We start from the raw sequence: 17,364 nt of genomic DNA on the forward strand, positions 1-17,364 counted from the left end.
TGCCTGTTGACGTGCAAACAGGGAACATAAAATGGAATTTTTAACGATGGACTGGCTGGGAACGCCGGTCTGGTTCTGGATGGCTTTTCTCGGGCTCGTCGTAGCTTTGACGGCATTCGATCTCGGCATCTTGCATAAAGAAGACCGCGAGATGGGAATTGGCGAAAGCTTGAAGCTGTCGGCATTCTACATCAGTATCGCGTTGGCCTTTGGCGTGTGGGTCTATTTCCAGAAAACAGCCGCATTTGGCACCGAGATCGGTGCCGACCTTACGATGAAATATTATACCGGCTTTTTCATCGAAAAGGCGCTGTCGATCGATAATATTTTCGTCATAGGCCTGATATTTACAACCTTTTCGATCCCACCAAAATATCAGTATCGAGCACTGTTATGGGGCATCATTGGCGTTATCGTCCTACGCGGCGTCATGATTGCTTTAGGAGCTGCGTTGGTCGAGCAATTCTATTGGGTGCTCTATATTTTTGCGTTGTTCTTGATTGCGACGGGCGTCAAAATGCTGTTTGCCAGCGATAAGCCGATGGATGTGGCAAACAATCCAGCGGTCAAGCTCATATCACGCCTCATGCGCGTCACGCCGGAACTGCACGAGCAAAAATTCTTCGTTCGCGTTCCCGACACAAAGACCGGAAAGCTGGCCTTGGCCGCAACGCCGTTGTTTCTCGCGTTGGTGGTCATCAATGTCGTGGATCTTGTGTTCGCGGTCGATTCAGTCCCGGCAATCTTTGCTATCACAACGGATACGTTCATCGTTTACACATCGAACATCATGGCCGTTTTGGGCCTGCGCGCGTTATATTTCGCACTCGCCGCAATGGTCCATCGCTTCCATTATCTAAAATATGCCCTCGCGCTGGTTCTGGTGTTCATCGGTTCGAAGATATTCGTGTCCGACTTCATCCTGGGCGGCGACAAGTTCCCGCCGGTGTTAAGTCTTGCGGTGACCTTCGGTCTAATCCTCGGTGGCATATTCTACTCGCTTTGGAAAACCAAGGGCGAGGAGGCTGCAGCACATAGCTAACGACGGTCTTTCGTCGGAGCATTAAAGTCGGGCGGTTTGTTGGCAATCCACGCCACAAACCGCCCGATTTCTTCATGCGCCAAAAGCGCCGTGACAGTCGAAAATCGTTTTTCCAGATCACTATTGCTAAAATTCGCGTGGATGGTGCGGTGGCAGATCGGGTGCACGGGTTCTCGCGATTTTCCGCCCCGGCTTTTGGGAACCGGATGGTGCCATTCGGTGATTTCGCCCATTTCGCGACCACAGAGCCAACATGTCAGTATCGGTGCGTCTGCCGCCGATTCTTCATCGTCCATCCAATCGCGCGATTTACGTGCCATCCGGTCTATCGCCTTTTGTAGGTCATCAGCTTTTTGTCGTGCCAAGCAGATCAAGCACGGCAGCTGTCATCGCTTCTATTCCAAGCCGCACGGAAGGTTCCGGATCGATTTTGAACAAAGGAGAATGATGGCCTGCAACAGGTTTACCCCCATTTTTCGCAGCTTCAATCCATTCCGGCGCAGTTCCGCCGACGCCAAAATAATAGCCCGGAATGTTAAACTTCGGATCAACAAAGAACGCAAAATCCTCCGCCCCCATGTTCGTCTGACGGAATGGTACAACGACATCGTCGCCCAATGCCTTGGCGATGGCCCCATTCAACCGCCGCGCCAGCGCCGCGTCATTGACGGTGACGGGTGTCGATTCATTGACCTTCACGATCGGAAGCTTGTCCTCTGGCAATCCATGCGCGCGGCCAATGCCGACCGCAACCCGCTCGATGGAAGCGATTAGCTTGTCGCGCACGTCTTGACTGTTTGCGCGAACGGTAACTTGCAGATCGGCGAATTCGGAAATAATATTATGCTTGGTTCCGGCGTGGAAAGCCCCGACGGTTATCACGCCTGGCTCCAATGGACCTTTTTCCCGGCTGATGATCGACTGAAGTCCAACGACAATTTGCGAAGCTATATAGACCGGATCACGCCCTAGTTGCGGAGCTGCACCGTGAGTCGCTATACCCGGGACGCGGATATCGACGCTGTCGGCCGATGAATATTGGATCCCTTCCGAAGCGGCAATCTTTCCGGTTTCCAGCTCCGCCGCAACATGGAACGCCAGTGCGTAATCCGGTTTGGGAAAACGGGTATACAAACCATCTTTGATCATCGCATCCGCACCGCCAACACGTTCTTCTGCGGGCTGCACTATGAATATGACGGTCCCTTTCCACCGATTCTTCAAAGCGGCCAATTGCCGCGCCGTGCCGACGAGCGAGGTGATATGCACGTCATGGCCACATGCGTGCATGACCGGCATTTCCAGACCATCTACACCGACCTGTCGAACGGTTGAAGCATTGGCGAGGCCGGAACGTTCCTGAACCGGAAGCCCGTCCATATCTGCACGTACCAGAACCACGGGGCCATCCCCATTTTTCAAAACACCCACGACGCCAGTCTCGCCGACTTTTTCGGTCACCACCATGCCCGGAACAGCGCGCAATTCCTGCGCCATCCTTGCGGCGGTCTTAAACTCGCGGAAAGAAAGTTCGGGGTTGCGGTGGAAATGGTCCCACAAAGCGGCCAGCGACTTGTCATAATCGGCCTTCACCGAAGCCGAATAGTCCGGACGCGCGGTTACCGGCGCGGTCAAAAGAGCGCCGCCAAGCAACGCCAATATCATCGTTTTTTTCATCATGCTGGCCCCATCCTATAGACGCATATCTTATTACCATCGGGATCGCGGAAGTAAGCCGCGTAGAACGCCATCGGTCCTTCTTCCCCGCGCAATCCCGGAGGGCCCTCGCATGTGCCGCCCAATTCCATTGCCTTGTGGTACATCGCATCCACCTGCGCCCGATCGCGCACGACAATCGCCGCCATATTCCCGTTTCCCGGCATCGCCGGTTCGCCATTATAGGCAGTGGTAATGGCGATGCCCGCCTTATCGAGGCTGACGCCGTAAACAATGAAGCTGTCGCTAAAGCGCATCAGCTCTTTCCCACCGATCACGGGCACCAGATTGCTGTAAAAAGCCTCGGCCGCCGCCAGATCATTTGATCCTAATGTGATATATCCCAGCATGTATCTTCTCCCTCCGGTTCGGGTAACTCTATCACGGGCATTGGTCGAAGCAATGGCCAACCGGTGCGAATTCATCCACCATCGTGACATAACGCACAAAGCCCTTGCCGGTCGACCGGTTCACCCAGAAACCGGCACGCAGGCTATAGGCCTCACCCACATGGCCGATCCATTTCCCGCCTTTGCCGTCGTCCAGCCAATGTATACCCAAACCATAGGCCTTGAAATAACCTTTATCGTCATCACCATTGCTGCCGTCAAAGGTCCAGACAGGACCTAACATCTCTGCAAAGGATTTAGGCGAGAGCAGCGGCGCGCCGTCTTTCAGCAGAAGCTGGCCGATCTTTGCCAGATCGCGCGGCGAAATGCGCAATCCGCCCTGTGGACTAAACGCCGAACCGTTGCGGCCCAGTTTGTAGAGTTTTTCGACATCGCAACTGCCGTTGGAGGCAGGGGAAACCGAACACATCTCGTTTCCCACCAAAGGGGCGTCACGTGCCAAATCGCCATTGGGTCTTAACAATGTCACTGCTTTCGCACGGCGGCCTTCACTACATCCTGCACCCCAGTTGAAGCAGGCATCCATCTTTAACGGTTCCAGCACCAATTGTGCGATCAAACGATCAATCCGCTGTCCCGTCGCGCCTTCCAAAACCGCGGCAATCAAAGGTGAATTTATGTTGGCATAGCTAAAATAGTGTCCGGGCGGGTACTGCAATTCCCACGCTGCATGTGCCGACAAAACAGCCGACAGATCGCCGTCTAACGGAATGATATAATCAACGGAATCGCGAAGACCGGCGCGATGCGACAATAAATAGCGCAACGTTATCGGTGCGTCTGGAAAAGCGGGGTTGCGGACTGACCAGCCGAGATAGGCATTCACATCTCGATCAATGTCGAGCTTTCCCTGATCAACCAGGCGCATCGCAGTCAGGGCAACAATCAATTTCGAAATCGATGCCATCCGGACCGGGTCATCACCCGTTACCAATCGATCCGCCACACCGGCATGGCCTTGGGCAAAGCGGGTCGAAATAGTCGAAACGGTAAAATCGATCCAGACTTTTGCAGGGCGAATTTCGCCACTAACCCTGTCTTTTGCGAAAGCCGTATTGGGTAAAGCTATGATCGACAGAGCCAATCCCAGCAGCTTCATGCCTGCAAAAAAATGGTATCTGCCGATCATTCCGCCGGGCAATCTCCGACATATCGACCGATTGCATTGCCTTTCATTTTGACCTTGCCGATCATAGGCAGGCGGACATCCACAGCGCTTTCATAGTTAAACGAGGTTTCGCCCATGACCCCGGCCAGCTCCATATCGAGAGTACCCATGCCGTCCATACCGCAACTCAGCTTCATGCGTACATTCTGTCCGGATACATCAAAGGCTTTGTAAAGGCATTTTTCAGCACCATCACCGCCGAAAAAATCCGCGCCGGGCTTTTTTGCTTCGGCTTGGGATAAACAACTGCGGCTCGAAGCATTTTTGGCAATTTCATCCATAATCTGCTTTTTTTCCGACTTGCCCAAAGTGGGCACGTTGAGATCAGAAAACACAAATTTGGTTTCCCAAAGCCCGGCTTTCATCGGCACAAATGCATCATAATCCATTTCGGCGGCGCGTTCCTGGCTATCGATAACCCCATTGCCATCCTTGTCGGCGCCATTATCCGAACAGGACGCCAACGATATCAGCACGAACACCACCCCTGTTGCGACCCAGAGACGGTTCATGCCGGACAATCCCCTACGCGCTTTCCTTCAATTTTTCCGGTCATTTTAACCGCGCCCATGGGCGTGCCTTCTGTGCTTTGATCGATATTCATCGTATAGGTTTCGGCGGCGAATTTTCCGTCCATTTTGCTCTTGATTGTCATATTGCCCGCAGGCTTGCACGTCATCGCAACTTTCATGCTGTCGCCGTTGCGTTTTAGCTCCTGAAACGTGCAATTTGCCTCGGCAGGTGCACCGAAGAAATCGCCACCAGGCTTATCAACCTGTTCCTGTGTAAGGCAGCTTTTCTGGGTCATGCCTTTGCCCATTTGCTCCTTCATCTTACCCTGCAGTTCAGCGGGGATTCCGGGTGCGTCAATCTTGTTGAAGCTGATTTTCACTTCCCACTCGCCCGGCTTCATCGCCATCGAACCGCCGTCGGACATCTCGGCCTTTGCTTCGGCATCGGAAATCTTGCCATCGCCATCGGCATCCGCACCTTTTTCAGAACATGCCGAAATGGCAAGCGCGGCCACAGCTAAGACCAGAAATTTACGCATGGGTTTTTCCTCCCGTTTATACTTTGATGTCCGCTTTGTGTCCCTGCGACGACCAAAAGGCAACAGGGATAAAAAGAACTACAATGCAAAAGTGATACCTTGCCGTAAAATTTAGTCACTATGCTGGTCGCTTCCCTCTTGCCCCTTTCATCCAAAAAGTACATAACGCGAACATGGCCGAACTCATTATCCGCCGCGGGTTGGAAGAACCGGATACGGTAGGCAGCTTTATCCCGCACAAGCCCGATCGTCCGCCCAAGATGGAGGGCGGAAAGCCCTTTCGCATAGTGTCGGATTATGAACCGGCAGGGGATCAGCCCACCGCCATTCGGGAACTTGCGGAAACCGCATTGGCAGGCGAGAAAAATCAGGTTTTACTTGGTGTAACAGGCTCCGGCAAAACCTTCACGATGGCCAAGGTCATTGAAGAATTGCAGCGTCCGGCGCTGATCCTGGCGCCGAACAAGATTTTGGCGGCGCAGCTTTATGGCGAATTCAAAAGCTTTTTCCCCGACAATGCCGTCGAATATTTTGTCAGCTATTATGACTATTACCAGCCCGAAGCCTATGTCCCGCGCAGCGATACCTATATCGAGAAGGAGTCGTCGGTAAACGAGGCCATTGACCGGATGCGGCACTCGGCAACACGGTCACTCCTCGAACGCGATGACGTGCTGATCGTGGCATCGGTGTCCTGCATTTACGGCATCGGTTCGGTCGAGACCTATTCGGCGATGATCTTCGACCTGAAAAAGGGCGAGAATGTCGATCAACGTGAATTGATCCGTAAACTGGTCGCGCTGCAGTATAAACGGAACGACACCGCCTTTACCCGTGGCAATTTTCGGGTGCGGGGCGACAATCTGGAAATCTTCCCCAGCCATTATGAAGATATGGCATGGCGCATCAGTTTCTTCGGCGACGAGATTGAAGAAATTGCCGAATTTGATCCGCTGACAGGCACGACCGGCGTCAAATTGAACAGCGTGCGCGTCTATGCCAACAGCCATTATGTCACCCCCGGTCCGACGATGAAGCAGGCGAGCGAGGCGATCAAATTCGAACTGTCCGAACGGCTGAAAGAACTGATGTCCGAAGGCAAATTGCTGGAGGCACAACGGTTGGAGCAGCGGACACAATTTGATCTGGAAATGATTGCCGCCACCGGGTCCTGTGCTGGCATCGAAAATTATTCGCGCTTTTTGACCGGCCGCCTACCCGGCGAACCGCCGCCGACGCTGTTCGAATATCTTCCCGACAACGCCCTGTTGTTTGTTGATGAAAGCCATCAGACCGTGCCGCAAATCGGCGCGATGGCGAAGGGTGACCACCGGCGCAAACTGACTTTGGCCGAATATGGATTCCGATTGCCCAGTTGCATCGACAACCGCCCGCTGCGTTTCAACGAATGGGACGTGATGCGCCCGCAGACCGTGTGCGTCTCGGCAACCCCCGGCGGATGGGAGATGGAGCAATCGGGCGGCGTCTTTGCCGAGCAGGTGATCCGGCCCACCGGCCTGATTGACCCGCCGGTCGAGATCAAACCGGTCGAGGACCAGGTGCAGGATTGTATCAACGAATGCCGCAAGACGGCGGAGGCCGGATACCGGACGCTGGTCACCACCCTGACCAAGCGGATGTCGGAAGACCTGACCGAGTTCATGCACGAAGCAGGGTTGAAGGTGCGCTACATGCATTCCGATGTCGAGACATTGGAACGTATCGAACTCATCCGCGATTTGCGGCGCGGTGTCTATGACGTGCTGGTCGGCATCAACCTGTTGCGCGAGGGCCTCGACATTCCCGAATGCGGATTGGTCGCCATTTTGGATGCCGACAAGGAAGGCTTCTTACGCAGCGAGACCAGCCTGATCCAGACCATCGGCCGCGCGGCGCGTAATGTCGACGGGCGGGTCATTCTTTACGCCGACCGCATGACGGGCAGCATGGAACGCGCCATCCGGGAAACCGACCGGCGCCGCGAAAAGCAGCGCGAGTATAATGTGCTGCACGGCATTACCCCTGCCACCATCAAGCGGAATATCCACGACATCGTTGCCGACACCGCCAGCCGGGATTCGGTGTTGGTGGAGATCGATGCCGAAGGGGCCAACAATCTGGTCGGCCACAATCTGCGCGCCTATATCGAAGAACTGGAAAAGAAAATGCGTGCGGCGGCCGCAGATCTGGAATTCGAGGAAGCCGGACGGTTGCGCGACGAAATCCGCTCGCTGGAGGCGACCGAATTGGGCCTACCCACCGATATGCAAGTGGCAGCCCCTGTAGGAAGGGCGCAAGAAGGCAAGCCGGGAACACGCAAGATGCGCTACGGCAAGGTGCAGAAGAAGTTCGGGCGCTAGTCTTTAGCTTTTCGGCAGCTTCGCAATCAGCTTTTCAACCGAAGCAAGGCGTACCGACTTTGCCGGGGCAGCCGACGCTTTCGTTTCTTTGGCTGCCTTGCGATCAATGTCTTTCAGCAGATCGCCCGAAAGCCCAAATCCCGTTTTGACCGCAGCCGATTTGATTGGCGGCTTTTCGGCTTCGGCCATGCGCACGGGTGTGGCAGCAGGCAAGGCGGGAATGACGCGGTCTTTCAGCAGCATCGCAACGGCCTTGCGTGCTTCGGCTTCGCTGCGGCGCTGTTTGGGATAGATGAAGCCGTGCACCGGCCATTCCGTACTTCCGAGCGCTTCATTGGGGGTGTACCAGACGCGGACGCGGCTCCAGTCGTTCGCTTCGGACACATCGACCGCGCGGACGTCTTCTTCAATATGACCGCGCACACCGCCGATAGTAGACCAGTTGGCGTGGCTGATGACGATAGTCCGGTCATCCAATATGCGCCGGACCGCCGCGACATGGCCTAGGCGCATATTGCCATGGGGCGGGAACGCCAGCACGGCGCCCACTTCAGGCGCATTACCACGTGCGTATTTGCCCTCGGCCTGCCCCCACCAGCTATGGGCGTCACCATATATGGTCACACCCGACAAAGCCCGGGCATAGGGCACGCATTGCAGACCTTCGTTCAACGCGAACGCTGGTGATGCCAAAAGAAGTAGGGTCAGGAATGCCGCTTTCATGTAAAATGTGATAAATTAAGATCACAAATTTCGGCCTAAGGCATATGGTTAACGCTGAGAGAATAAGAATGAACAGGCCGTTAAGGGCGAGGACCCGACTACAGTTAGAATAACCTAAATACCGCCGAAATCGCGGCCAATCCCAAAGTTAGCGCAACAAACAAGCGCCAGATGTGCGCCGGAATCTTGCCGAATGATCTCGCCCCCAGCCAATTGCCGGCAAGCATTGGGGGGAACAATATCAATGATAGTAAAAGCAGCCGCCAACTGGCCAAACCAAGCGCAACGGATGAAATGGTCCCGGCAATCGCTGTGGCAAAAAAGACGAGCATCATCGACGCCCGCGCTTCTGCGGGCGGAATGGGTTGGCGCAGATAATATGGCACAACCGGTGGCCCGGGCATGGCAGCAAACCCCGTCAATATCCCGGAAGCGATGCCGGTTAGTGCCGTTTCCTTGGGCCCCGGCCGCAATTCGCCACGCGGTGGTAACAATACAAGTATGAACGCTCCAATAGCGATCATGACAATCAACACACGAGCTACGTCGGGCGCAGTTTGCTGCAAAAGCCATATACCAAGTGGCGTCGCCATAACGGCATAGGCCGCAATGGAAAGTGCGCTTTTGCGGTGCGCGTCTGCATATATTATCTTGATACCGACCGGTCCGATCAACACTTGCAACAATATGCCAAGTACAACGGCTTCGGCTGGCGTCACGATCAGCCCCAATAACGGAACCAGGATAATCGCCATACCAAAACCGGTAAGGCCACGGACATAGGCCGCGCCAAAGGTCATCGTCGCAGCCGCTGCCAACATGACAGGGTCAATTCCCGCCAAGATATCGATTGGATTTATACGCGCAAATCCGGTGGTGTTGCTTCTTTGGTCAGCATTTCAACCGCCTCGTCCAACGTCATGATCCGTTGGCCATCAGAACCCAAAGAGCGGATCGCGACCTTGCCTTCTTCTGCCTCCCGCATACCGACAACCAGCAGATGTGGGACTTTTGCAAGGCTGTGTTCGCGCACCTTATAATTGATCTTCTCATTGCGGAAATCGCTTTCGACCCGAAGGCCAGCGGCGCGCAACCGTTCAACAACTTGAGCGCCATAGCTGTCGGCGTCCGATATAATCGTGGCAACCACCGCCTGCACGGGTGCCAGCCAGACCGGGAACCGGCCGGCATAATGCTCGATCAAGATACCGATAAACCGTTCATAAGAGCCAAAAATCGCACGGTGCAACATGACGGGCCGGTGGCGGGCGCCATCTTCACCGACATAGCTTGCGTCCAGCCGTTCGGGCAGTACGCGGTCCGACTGGATCGTCCCCACCTGCCATGTGCGCCCAATGGCGTCGGTCAGATGCCATTCCAGCTTAGGCGCATAGAAAGCCCCTTCGCCGGGCAATTCTTCCCAACCATATTCCGGGGTTGCGAGTCCCGCGCGCGCCACCGCATCGCGCAGTTCGTTTTCCGCCTTGTCCCAATCTGCGTCGGAACCGAACCGCTTTTCGGGACGCAGCGCGAGCTTGATCGAATAGCTAAAGCCGAAATCCTTGTAGATCCGGTCCGCCAGCGCACAGAAATCCTGCACTTCGGCGACAATCTGGTCTTCGCGGCAAAAGATATGGGCGTCGTCTTGTGTAAACTGTCGCACCCGCATCAATCCGTGCAACGCGCCATGCGGCTCGTTCCGGTGGCAACACCCATTTTCATAAAGCCGCAGCGGAAGGTCGCGATAGGATTTGATGCCCTGCCGGAATATCAACACATGCGCCGGACAGTTCATCGGCTTCAGTGCCATCCAGTCGGCGTCGCCCGAAATCACCGGACCTTCATCATCCACATTCGGAACTTCATCGGGGATCACGAACATATTTTCGCGATATTTGCCCCAATGGCCCGACTGTTCCCACTGCCGCGCATCCATCACCTGCGGCGTTTTGACTTCCTGATAGCCGGTCGCATCAATGGCGCGGCGCATATAAGATTCAAGCTGACGCCATATGGTAAATCCATTTGGATGCCAGAATACCGAGCCATGCGCCTCTTGTTGCAAATGGAACAGGTCCATATCCTGACCCAAACGACGATGGTCGCGTTTCGCCGCTTCTTCGAGGCGCACCAGATGCGCATCAAGCTGTTTCTTATTGAGCCAGCCGGTGCCGTAGATGCGGCTCAGCTGGGCATTGTTCTGGTCGCCACGCCAATAGGCACCGGCTACGCGCGTCAGCTTGAATGCTTGCGGATCCAGCTTTCCGGTCGACGCCAAATGCGGCCCGCGGCACATGTCCATCCAGTCATCACCCGACCAGTACACCGTCAGTTCTTCGCCGTCGGGCAATTCACGCGCCCATTCGGCCTTGAAACTTTCGCCTGCCGCCGCCCATGTCGCGATCAGCGCGTCACGGGACATGACTTCACGGCGCAACGGCTTGTCGGCTCGGATAATCTCGCGCATCTTTTCTTCGATGACGGGCAGGTCGTCGAGCGTGAACGGCCCACGGCTGGCAGGCGCCATCACATCATAGTAAAAACCGTCGTCGGTCGCAGGCCCAAACGTAATCTGGGTTCCGGGAAACAGCGCCTGAACCGCTTCGGCCAGAATATGCGCAAAGTCATGCCGCGCCAGTTCAAGGGCATCGCCTTCATCCTTCGCGGTAATCAGCGCCAGCTGGGTATCGCTATCCAAAGGCCGCATGATGTCGCGCACCTCACCATCCACGCGCGCAGCAAGTGCGGCCTTGGCAAGACCCGGACCAATTGCTGCGGCAATATCCGCTGGGGTGGTTCCGCAAGGCACTTCACGGGCGGAGCCATCGGGAAGGGTGACGCGGATCATCTCGGACATGGGAAAGACTGACTTTCTAAAAATTTTAAGAAGCGCTCCTTTGCCAGCCCTCACCCAAAGCCGCAACCCTGCAGAAACAGGGGAATTGGCACACAATTTTCTATATTTTGAAAAAATGGAAAGGGTGCTTGACATTTCACTTCATTAAAGTAAAGTACACTTGTCTTTAATGAAAGGGTCTTTGACATGCCACAAAAGAACAAGATGGCGCCCTATATGCGGCGTTACACGATACGGATTATGGTGTTCATGGCCGCCTATGTCATAATCTTGACCAGCAGCCTGTTTTTTGCGCGCAATGGAGGTCTCCATTCGCAAGCCACACTTATAGGATTGGCGTTGATAACCGCGTTTCCGATTATTGGCGTTTTCTGGGCAATATTTCGATTGCTGGTCGAAACCGATGACGAATATCAACGTTTGCTTTTTGCCAAACAGACATTGCTTGCGACGGCTATGACACTCGTGATCGTGACGGTTTGGCAGTTTCTGCAAGTCTATGATGTGGTGTTGACTGGGCCGCAATGGATGGGTGTCATCTGGTTCGCAGCACTTGGTATCGCGGGCGCGATCGTGCGTTGGAAAGCATGAAGAACCGTTTAAAAGTTTTGCGCGCCGAGCGCGATTGGAACCAGCAGGATTTGGCCGATGCGCTCGGTGTATCGCGACAATCTGTCAACGCAATCGAAACGGGGAAATATGACCCGTCATTGCCTTTGGCGTTCCGAATTGCAGATGTTTTCGGATTGTCTATAGAGGCTATATTTCTGCGTGCGTAGATGGGGATGCGCGCGCGTCACATGTTTTAGAGGTGATTTGCATGTCCGTCCTCATCGGTGTCCCATCAGGGCGCGGTTCCATGTCTGTTGAAACGACGACGACGTTGATGAATTTGGGTCTTATTTTCAAACATCGACAAATTGACTATAGCTTTGTCAGTGTTTCAAATGCCGAAGTTGCAACGGCCCGAAATGTTCTGGCTGCCCATTTTTTGCAGAGCAGTCACGATGTGTTTATCGGGATTGACGATGACATCGGAATTGAAATGGCGGTCCTCGAAAGGCTGTTAAACCATGATGCGGATTTTTTGGCCGTTTACCAGCCGCAACGAACGCTTGACTTAAGGGCGTTTGAAAATGCGGTCTTATCCGGTAAACGCGGCAATGAAGCGCAATTCGCGGCCGCACCCTATGTCGGGACGCAATCCAATCCGACAAATCCCGAATATGGCACAATCGGCAAAGTGCAATTTATTGGCACGGGCTTTTATGTGCTAAAACACGCTGTATTGGAGGCTATGGTCGAAAAGGGCATCGCCATGCCAATGCACACGCGCATGCCTAATTTTAGCCAAAAAACCTATGGCTTTTTCAACAATATAACAGATGACAAGCTTGGTCATCTTTCGGAAGATTACAGCTTTTGCAGCCGCGTCACGCGCGCCGGTTTCGACATTCACGCCTATCTTGGACCCGGTATCAGCCACACCGGTCCAATGACATTCCAGAGTTAATCACGAACCGATCCGACGGATTATCCGCCCGACTTTTCCTTGCGATAGGGAACAAATTCGCCCAAGCTGCACACTGGCCCCGGGATTCCACTGGTCCGGTCGAGCAACTTTATAAGGTCGCCCCGGCATTTCTGGCCGCCAAATTGTTCGGTAACCAGAATATCATTGTCATTGGCAAGGCCGGGGCACCCGCCGCGCAGGGTGTTCTTATACACCAGCCGGCCAGAGACTCGGTAGAGCAGAATATCATCGCTGATGCGGATGACGTTCGTGCCGTTAAAATCGCTTATGCAATTCACAGGTGCACCCGCAACCTTCCCCGCAAGCTCTTTAGTGAGCCGAACCGATTGCTTGTCGGTCAGGGGCTTGGGCGTGCTATCAACCGGTCCACACGCGGCGAGGGCGAGGGCTGCCGAAACGGGAATGGCCAATGCGAGAATCAGTTTGCTTTGCATGATATGTCTCCTTGGACGGATACATCACATTATGAACCTGAATGGCAGATTAGCAATATATAGTAGCGCTATGCCTTTTTTCCTGCGGCGTCACATTTACGATCACGCCGCTAAGGTCGATATCGGGTACATCTTCAAGCACAGCCAGGGCCCTTGCGCCATTTTCCATCGCAATTACGAGCGTCGCGGCACCTATCTGGTCCTTTGACACAGGCCGGGCATAGGTCAGGATTTTACCTTTGCCTTGGGGCGCACTGTCCAGTTCGACCGATTTGGCATGATATCCAGTTGCGACGTCACCCATCCACGGCTGCGCGGGTTGGTAAGCGGTATAAATACCGACCGCCTGTTTTGACATGACGCCACCATTGGCGGTTACCATCGCGGGTTTTGAACCATCGCTTCGCAAAGCATCGACCATGGCGGCTATGCTATAGGTGGCATAGCCGTTTCCGGGGCCGCCAAAAAAGTTAAGGCCACCGGTTAGCGTATAATTCCCCAGCGAACGCATGGGGTCGCCCAAAGTATCGACCGCCCCGTAAACGGCGACCGGGAAACAACTGTAAATGTCGACAGGACCTAGATCGGTTGCAGCGATTCCTGCCTGGTCCAACGCAGCGTGCAAGGCGAAATCCAGCGCGTTGGCGTGCGTTATGTCGTCACGTTCGCTATAGGGCGGCTCTTTGGTTTCGCTGGCCCCTGCAAGCCAGACCATCTTGTCATCGGCCACACCCATTTCGCGCGCCTTGCCTGCACTGGACAAAATAATGGCACCGCCCAGATCGACCGCGTCTTGGGCAACCCGCCAGCGACGATAGATGTCGGTCAGACGATAATCACTTTCATGGTCACGCACCAGATCACGCACCGTAAAATGCTTTGCGAATTGGGCATGTTCGCGGGTCAGTGACTTGGCCGACATCGCAGCCCCTAATTCGGCCATATGGACAAGATAATCCTCTCGCGACATTCCCAAATCCAACCGCCGCGCATTTTCCAAAAGCGAATAGGCCAAGGGCATGGAAATAATCCCGTGCCGGATTTCGTTGCGGCTGAGGATGGGAGAACTGGACAGGCGATTATCGAATGCCGTTTGCGACGGCAAGCGCCAGTCCAGTTCAATCCCTGCCTTGCGCGCCCGCTTGGCCGTGCCAGTCGCCTCTGCGGCGACAATGATCGCAACCTGCGTTTCCCCGCGCCGGATTGCTCCTGCCAATTCGTGGACCATGGCCTGCGGACTTTGGCCGCCGACGTCCGCGTAAATCAGCCGGTCCGCACGGATCCCGCCTGCTGCACCAAATGCTTCGGGTACATTGTCGGGGGAACCGGTGCCCAGCGATAAGCCGCTATCTTCAAATGTCCGAATAGCGGCAATGGTGTTGATTGCGGCAGAAACTGCATGTGCCTGACCCGTATCGGCCAACGCAACCTTGATCGCGTGCCCCGCCAGATCGACCGGACAAGGCCATTCCCCCGGCACCGTCTTACGGCTTGCTTCGCCTACGCCAATGATGACGGGTGCATTTGCATCAAAATCAGCCACAAAAATCCTCTCACAAAGTTCTTAACTGTACGCTTAAATATGCTAGCAGTCGATGCAAGGATAAAGGAGAGCGCAATGGCAGCCTGGCCAAAATTGACATGGGACACAGAACCGACAGGACCGTTAAAGGGCATCAAGGTGGTCGACATGGCGACCGTGGTTTTGGGGCCTTATGCGACGGTGCAGCTCGCCGATCTGGGCGCGGAAGTCATCAAGATCGAAAATAGCGAAGGTAATACGCCGGGCGACCTGATGCGCCATGCGGGCGATTCGCCGACCAAGCAACATGGTCCCATCTTTTCTGCGTTGAACCGCAATAAGAAGGCGATCAATCTCAATATCAAGAAACCCGAAGACAAAGCCGTACTCGAAGCGTTGCTCGAAGAGGCGGACGTATTCATCCATAATGTCCGTATGGCCGGCATGGAACGCCTTGGTTTTGGCTATGATGCGGTCAAAGCGATCAACCCCAATATCGTTTATGTGCATTGCGCCGGTTTTGGCGCAGGGGGGGCCTATGGCGAGCGGCAGGCTTATGATGATCTCATTCAGGCCGCCTCGGGCTTCGCCGCCTTAAGCGAACAACGTGATGGAGGGCGGCCCACCTACGCGCCTTCGCTGGTTGCTGATAAGGTCAGTGGTCTGTTCGCAGCCAACGCCACTATGGCCGCGTTGCTGGCCCGGGCGGGAGGACAAGGTGGCCAATTTGTGCAGGTTCCAATGTTCGAATGCTTTACCTGGTTTCATATGGTCGAAAATCTCTGGGGCGAAACCTTCATTCCCGGCAACGGACGGATGGGCTATACACGCTCGGTCAATCCGCGGCGTCGGCCTTATCCGACCAAGGACAGTTTTATTGCCATCGTTCCCTATAATGACCGGCAATGGGCGACGTTTTTTGAACTGGGCGGTCGGCCCGGCGTTTTCGACGACCCGCGCTTTTCAACCTACCAGGAACGGACCAAACATACTGGCGAGCTCTATGCGTTAATCGAAGAAGTCACCGCCGAACGAACAACCGCCGAATGGTTGGACCTGTTGGCGGAAAATGACATTCCGGCGATGAAATATAACCGCATGGCAGATGTGCTGACCGATCCGCATCTTGCAGACGTCGGCTTTTTTGAGGAACGCGAAAGCCCCGATATCGGCAAATATCGCACCATGAAGCATCCTGTTCACTATGCCGGAACCCCTGTGGTAAATTATGCACACCCGCCAATGCTGGATGCCGATGGAGAGGAAATAAGGGCGGCATTGGGTTTGTAATCCCGCTCTGAATCCAATTTCAGGCCAATAGTCCCCGCATAATCAGATCAATTGTATGTTCGCGGTACCGATCGCGCATGTTCTCGTTGAAATCATCCTGATTATAGCAATGCCGAAGCACAAGTCGGGACGAGTAAAAGCGGTCGGCGGAACCTGTTACCGTGAAGTAGAAAAATTGTGGGTCGATTTTACGGAATTTACCCACCCGCACGCCTTCGCTGATCAGATCTTCATACGCCTTGGAAATAGGGCGCAGATAAAGATCGGCGATCCGTGCCGCCTCTACCGGGGCGCTATCGCGGACCATCCGCATCAGCAACCGGTTAAGATAAGGATAGGCATAATAGGTGTCGATGACCGCGCCGATATGCAAACGCAGTTTCTCCTCCGGCGGCATATCTTTGGCCACAAGCGCGCCAAGGCCATGTACGATATTCCCCATATCGCGATCCAGCAGAGCCAGCATCAATCCATTTTTGTTGCCGAAATAATATTTGACCAGCGCACTGTTCAGCCCCGCCCGCATTGACAGCTCCGACAGGGACAAGTCTATCGTGTCGCCTTCCCGCATAATCTGGCTGGCTGCCTCGATCAGTTGATCGCGGGCATTTCCGTTATCCGGTATCTCGTTCACTAATTTTGGTCCAATGCTGGCCATATGCTCCCAATCCCATCCCTGCCGTAGCGTCACTTATAGACAGGTTCATCCCACCAAGGAAAGAAGTCTGGCAAATCTGTGGATACTTTATCGGGATAAATGGGCGCTCGCTTCTCAAGGAAGCTGGCGATCCCTTCGGCGGCATCGCCCGAACGTGCGCGGCGGTAAATCGCCCGGCTGTCAATCTGGTGCGCGGCCATCGGATGGTCGGCAGAAGGCAAGCGCCACAGCATCGCGCGTGTCAGGGCAATCGACACCGGCGCGGTATTGTCTGCGATTTCACGGGCCAGCTGTGTTGCTGCGGCCAACAAGTCGCCCGGCGCATGGACCGACCGAACCAGCCCTCCGGCAAGTGCTTCGGCGGCATCAAAGACCCTACCAGTCATGCACCATTCTAACGCTTGTTGCATACCCACCAGACGGGGCAAAAACCAGCTCGACGCCGCTTCAGGCACAATCCCGCGTCTTGCAAACACAAAACCAAAACGGGCGGTGTCGCTTGCCAGCCGGAAATCCATCGGCAGCTGCATCGTTGCACCTATGCCGACCGCCGCACCATTGATCGCGCCAATGACCGGCTTTTTGCATTGAAAGATGCG

19 protein-coding genes are annotated in these 17,364 nt (G+C 54.8%); 6 read left to right on the forward strand and 13 right to left on the reverse strand.

Features of this window, described 5'->3' with window-relative positions:
* Positions 1–31: 31 nt before the first annotated feature.
* On the forward strand, positions 32–1,042 hold the full coding sequence (locus ACKVOS_RS00660) for a TerC family protein (protein ID WP_409210089.1): 1,011 nt from the start codon (positions 32–34) through the stop codon (positions 1,040–1,042).
* Here ACKVOS_RS00660 and ACKVOS_RS00665 read toward each other — a convergent pair.
* The 6 genes from ACKVOS_RS00665 to ACKVOS_RS00690 are packed head-to-tail and all read right to left on the reverse strand — an operon-like array spanning position 1,039 to position 5,387.
* Entirely contained in the window at positions 1,039–1,362 is a 324-nt protein-coding gene (locus ACKVOS_RS00665; protein WP_409210090.1) for an HNH endonuclease, read from the reverse strand. The genes ACKVOS_RS00660 and ACKVOS_RS00665 overlap by 4 nt on opposite strands.
* A gap of 25 nt (positions 1,363–1,387) precedes the next feature.
* On the reverse strand, positions 1,388–2,722 hold the full coding sequence (locus ACKVOS_RS00670) for an amidohydrolase (RefSeq protein WP_409210091.1): 1,335 nt from the start codon (positions 2,720–2,722) through the stop codon (positions 1,388–1,390).
* On the reverse strand, positions 2,719–3,108 hold the full coding sequence (locus ACKVOS_RS00675) for a VOC family protein (RefSeq protein ID WP_409210092.1): 390 nt from the start codon (positions 3,106–3,108) through the stop codon (positions 2,719–2,721). Before ACKVOS_RS00675 ends, ACKVOS_RS00670 begins: the two co-directional genes overlap by 4 nt.
* A gap of 31 nt (positions 3,109–3,139) precedes the next feature.
* Positions 3,140–4,297: a serine hydrolase domain-containing protein gene (locus tag ACKVOS_RS00680; protein WP_409210093.1), complete on the reverse strand. Its 1,158-nt coding sequence runs from the start codon at positions 4,295–4,297 to the stop codon at positions 3,140–3,142.
* Positions 4,294–4,848, reverse strand: a complete 555-nt coding sequence (locus tag ACKVOS_RS00685; RefSeq protein WP_409210094.1) for a DUF3617 domain-containing protein — start codon at positions 4,846–4,848, stop codon at positions 4,294–4,296. The genes ACKVOS_RS00680 and ACKVOS_RS00685 overlap by 4 nt, the downstream gene beginning before the upstream one ends.
* Positions 4,845–5,387: a DUF3617 domain-containing protein gene (locus ACKVOS_RS00690; RefSeq protein WP_409210095.1), complete on the reverse strand. Its 543-nt coding sequence runs from the start codon at positions 5,385–5,387 to the stop codon at positions 4,845–4,847. Before ACKVOS_RS00690 ends, ACKVOS_RS00685 begins: the two co-directional genes overlap by 4 nt.
* A 173-nt stretch (positions 5,388–5,560) precedes the next feature.
* On the opposite strand from ACKVOS_RS00690, the gene uvrB reads away from it, so the two are divergent.
* Complete coding sequence (gene uvrB / locus ACKVOS_RS00695) at positions 5,561–7,747, forward strand: excinuclease ABC subunit UvrB (RefSeq protein ID WP_409210096.1); 2,187 nt, start codon at positions 5,561–5,563, stop codon at positions 7,745–7,747.
* A 3-nt stretch (positions 7,748–7,750) separates the two neighbouring features.
* Here the strand turns inward: uvrB and ACKVOS_RS00700 are convergent, their stop codons facing one another.
* The 3 genes from ACKVOS_RS00700 to thrS form a co-directional block, all read right to left on the reverse strand.
* A complete protein-coding gene (locus ACKVOS_RS00700) occupies positions 7,751–8,470 on the reverse strand; it encodes a CHAP domain-containing protein (RefSeq protein WP_409210097.1) in 720 nt (239 codons plus the stop codon).
* Positions 8,471–8,574: 104 nt separating this feature from the next.
* Positions 8,575–9,312 (reverse strand): sulfite exporter TauE/SafE family protein, encoded by a 738-nt coding sequence (locus ACKVOS_RS00705; protein WP_409210098.1) that lies wholly within the window; start codon positions 9,310–9,312, stop codon positions 8,575–8,577.
* A gap of 14 nt (positions 9,313–9,326) precedes the next feature.
* Positions 9,327–11,327, reverse strand: coding sequence for a threonine--tRNA ligase (thrS, locus tag ACKVOS_RS00710; RefSeq protein WP_409210099.1), 2,001 nt, complete (start codon positions 11,325–11,327; stop codon positions 9,327–9,329).
* Between the two features lie 186 nt (positions 11,328–11,513).
* Between thrS and ACKVOS_RS00715 the strand changes: the two genes are divergently transcribed.
* The 3 genes from ACKVOS_RS00715 to ACKVOS_RS00725 all read left to right on the forward strand — a co-directional run bounded on the left by ACKVOS_RS00715 (position 11,514) and on the right by ACKVOS_RS00725 (position 12,840).
* On the forward strand, positions 11,514–11,918 hold the full coding sequence (locus ACKVOS_RS00715) for a hypothetical protein (RefSeq protein WP_409210100.1): 405 nt from the start codon (positions 11,514–11,516) through the stop codon (positions 11,916–11,918).
* Positions 11,915–12,106, forward strand: coding sequence for a helix-turn-helix transcriptional regulator (locus tag ACKVOS_RS00720; protein ID WP_409210101.1), 192 nt, complete (start codon positions 11,915–11,917; stop codon positions 12,104–12,106). Before ACKVOS_RS00715 ends, ACKVOS_RS00720 begins: the two co-directional genes overlap by 4 nt.
* Positions 12,107–12,186: 80 nt before the next feature.
* Complete coding sequence (locus ACKVOS_RS00725) at positions 12,187–12,840, forward strand: hypothetical protein (protein WP_409210102.1); 654 nt, start codon at positions 12,187–12,189, stop codon at positions 12,838–12,840.
* 20 nt (positions 12,841–12,860) lie between these two features.
* Here ACKVOS_RS00725 and ACKVOS_RS00730 read toward each other — a convergent pair whose 3' ends face one another.
* Together ACKVOS_RS00730 and ACKVOS_RS00735 are read right to left on the reverse strand one after the other, a co-directional pair.
* Positions 12,861–13,295, reverse strand: coding sequence for a DUF6491 family protein (locus ACKVOS_RS00730; protein WP_409210103.1), 435 nt, complete (start codon positions 13,293–13,295; stop codon positions 12,861–12,863).
* 49 nt (positions 13,296–13,344) lie between these two features.
* Positions 13,345–14,838 (reverse strand): hypothetical protein, encoded by a 1,494-nt coding sequence (locus tag ACKVOS_RS00735; RefSeq protein WP_409210104.1) that lies wholly within the window; start codon positions 14,836–14,838, stop codon positions 13,345–13,347.
* A 75-nt stretch (positions 14,839–14,913) separates the two neighbouring features.
* Between ACKVOS_RS00735 and ACKVOS_RS00740 the strand changes: the two genes are divergently transcribed.
* The gene (locus ACKVOS_RS00740) at positions 14,914–16,107 is read left to right on the forward strand and encodes a CaiB/BaiF CoA transferase family protein (RefSeq protein WP_409210105.1); all 1,194 of its coding nucleotides are present in this window, start codon (positions 14,914–14,916) and stop codon (positions 16,105–16,107) included.
* A 19-nt stretch (positions 16,108–16,126) separates the two neighbouring features.
* Here ACKVOS_RS00740 and ACKVOS_RS00745 read toward each other — a convergent pair whose 3' ends face one another.
* Positions 16,127–16,765, reverse strand: a complete 639-nt coding sequence (locus tag ACKVOS_RS00745) for a TetR family transcriptional regulator (protein WP_409210106.1) — start codon at positions 16,763–16,765, stop codon at positions 16,127–16,129.
* A gap of 29 nt (positions 16,766–16,794) precedes the next feature.
* The coding region (locus ACKVOS_RS00750) for an enoyl-CoA hydratase-related protein (protein WP_409210107.1) at positions 16,795–17,364 on the reverse strand (570 nt) is incomplete at its 5' end.

Origin of the sequence: Sphingorhabdus sp. (genome assembly GCF_046154385.1) — a bacterium.
Taxonomy (GTDB): domain Bacteria; phylum Pseudomonadota; class Alphaproteobacteria; order Sphingomonadales; family Sphingomonadaceae; genus Sphingorhabdus_B.

What these genes read in the sequence shown, in the direction of transcription:
- ACKVOS_RS00660 (WP_409210089.1), top strand. Translation starts at nt 32, where the DNA reads ATGGAATTTTTAACGATGGACTGGCTGGGAACGCCGGTCTGGTTCTGG.
- ACKVOS_RS00665 (WP_409210090.1), bottom strand. Translation starts at nt 1,362, where the DNA reads ATGGCACGTAAATCGCGCGATTGGATGGACGATGAAGAATCGGCGGCA.
- ACKVOS_RS00670 (WP_409210091.1), bottom strand. Translation starts at nt 2,722, where the DNA reads ATGATGAAAAAAACGATGATATTGGCGTTGCTTGGCGGCGCTCTTTTG.
- ACKVOS_RS00675 (WP_409210092.1), bottom strand. Translation starts at nt 3,108, where the DNA reads ATGCTGGGATATATCACATTAGGATCAAATGATCTGGCGGCGGCCGAG.
- ACKVOS_RS00680 (WP_409210093.1), bottom strand. Translation starts at nt 4,297, where the DNA reads ATGATCGGCAGATACCATTTTTTTGCAGGCATGAAGCTGCTGGGATTG.
- ACKVOS_RS00685 (WP_409210094.1), bottom strand. Translation starts at nt 4,848, where the DNA reads ATGAACCGTCTCTGGGTCGCAACAGGGGTGGTGTTCGTGCTGATATCG.
- ACKVOS_RS00690 (WP_409210095.1), bottom strand. Translation starts at nt 5,387, where the DNA reads ATGCGTAAATTTCTGGTCTTAGCTGTGGCCGCGCTTGCCATTTCGGCA.
- uvrB (WP_409210096.1), top strand. Translation starts at nt 5,561, where the DNA reads ATGGCCGAACTCATTATCCGCCGCGGGTTGGAAGAACCGGATACGGTA.
- ACKVOS_RS00700 (WP_409210097.1), bottom strand. Translation starts at nt 8,470, where the DNA reads ATGAAAGCGGCATTCCTGACCCTACTTCTTTTGGCATCACCAGCGTTC.
- thrS (WP_409210099.1), bottom strand. Translation starts at nt 11,327, where the DNA reads ATGTCCGAGATGATCCGCGTCACCCTTCCCGATGGCTCCGCCCGTGAA.
- ACKVOS_RS00715 (WP_409210100.1), top strand. Translation starts at nt 11,514, where the DNA reads ATGCCACAAAAGAACAAGATGGCGCCCTATATGCGGCGTTACACGATA.
- ACKVOS_RS00720 (WP_409210101.1), top strand. Translation starts at nt 11,915, where the DNA reads ATGAAGAACCGTTTAAAAGTTTTGCGCGCCGAGCGCGATTGGAACCAG.
- ACKVOS_RS00725 (WP_409210102.1), top strand. Translation starts at nt 12,187, where the DNA reads ATGTCTGTTGAAACGACGACGACGTTGATGAATTTGGGTCTTATTTTC.
- ACKVOS_RS00730 (WP_409210103.1), bottom strand. Translation starts at nt 13,295, where the DNA reads ATGCAAAGCAAACTGATTCTCGCATTGGCCATTCCCGTTTCGGCAGCC.
- ACKVOS_RS00740 (WP_409210105.1), top strand. Translation starts at nt 14,914, where the DNA reads ATGGCAGCCTGGCCAAAATTGACATGGGACACAGAACCGACAGGACCG.
- ACKVOS_RS00745 (WP_409210106.1), bottom strand. Translation starts at nt 16,765, where the DNA reads ATGGCCAGCATTGGACCAAAATTAGTGAACGAGATACCGGATAACGGA.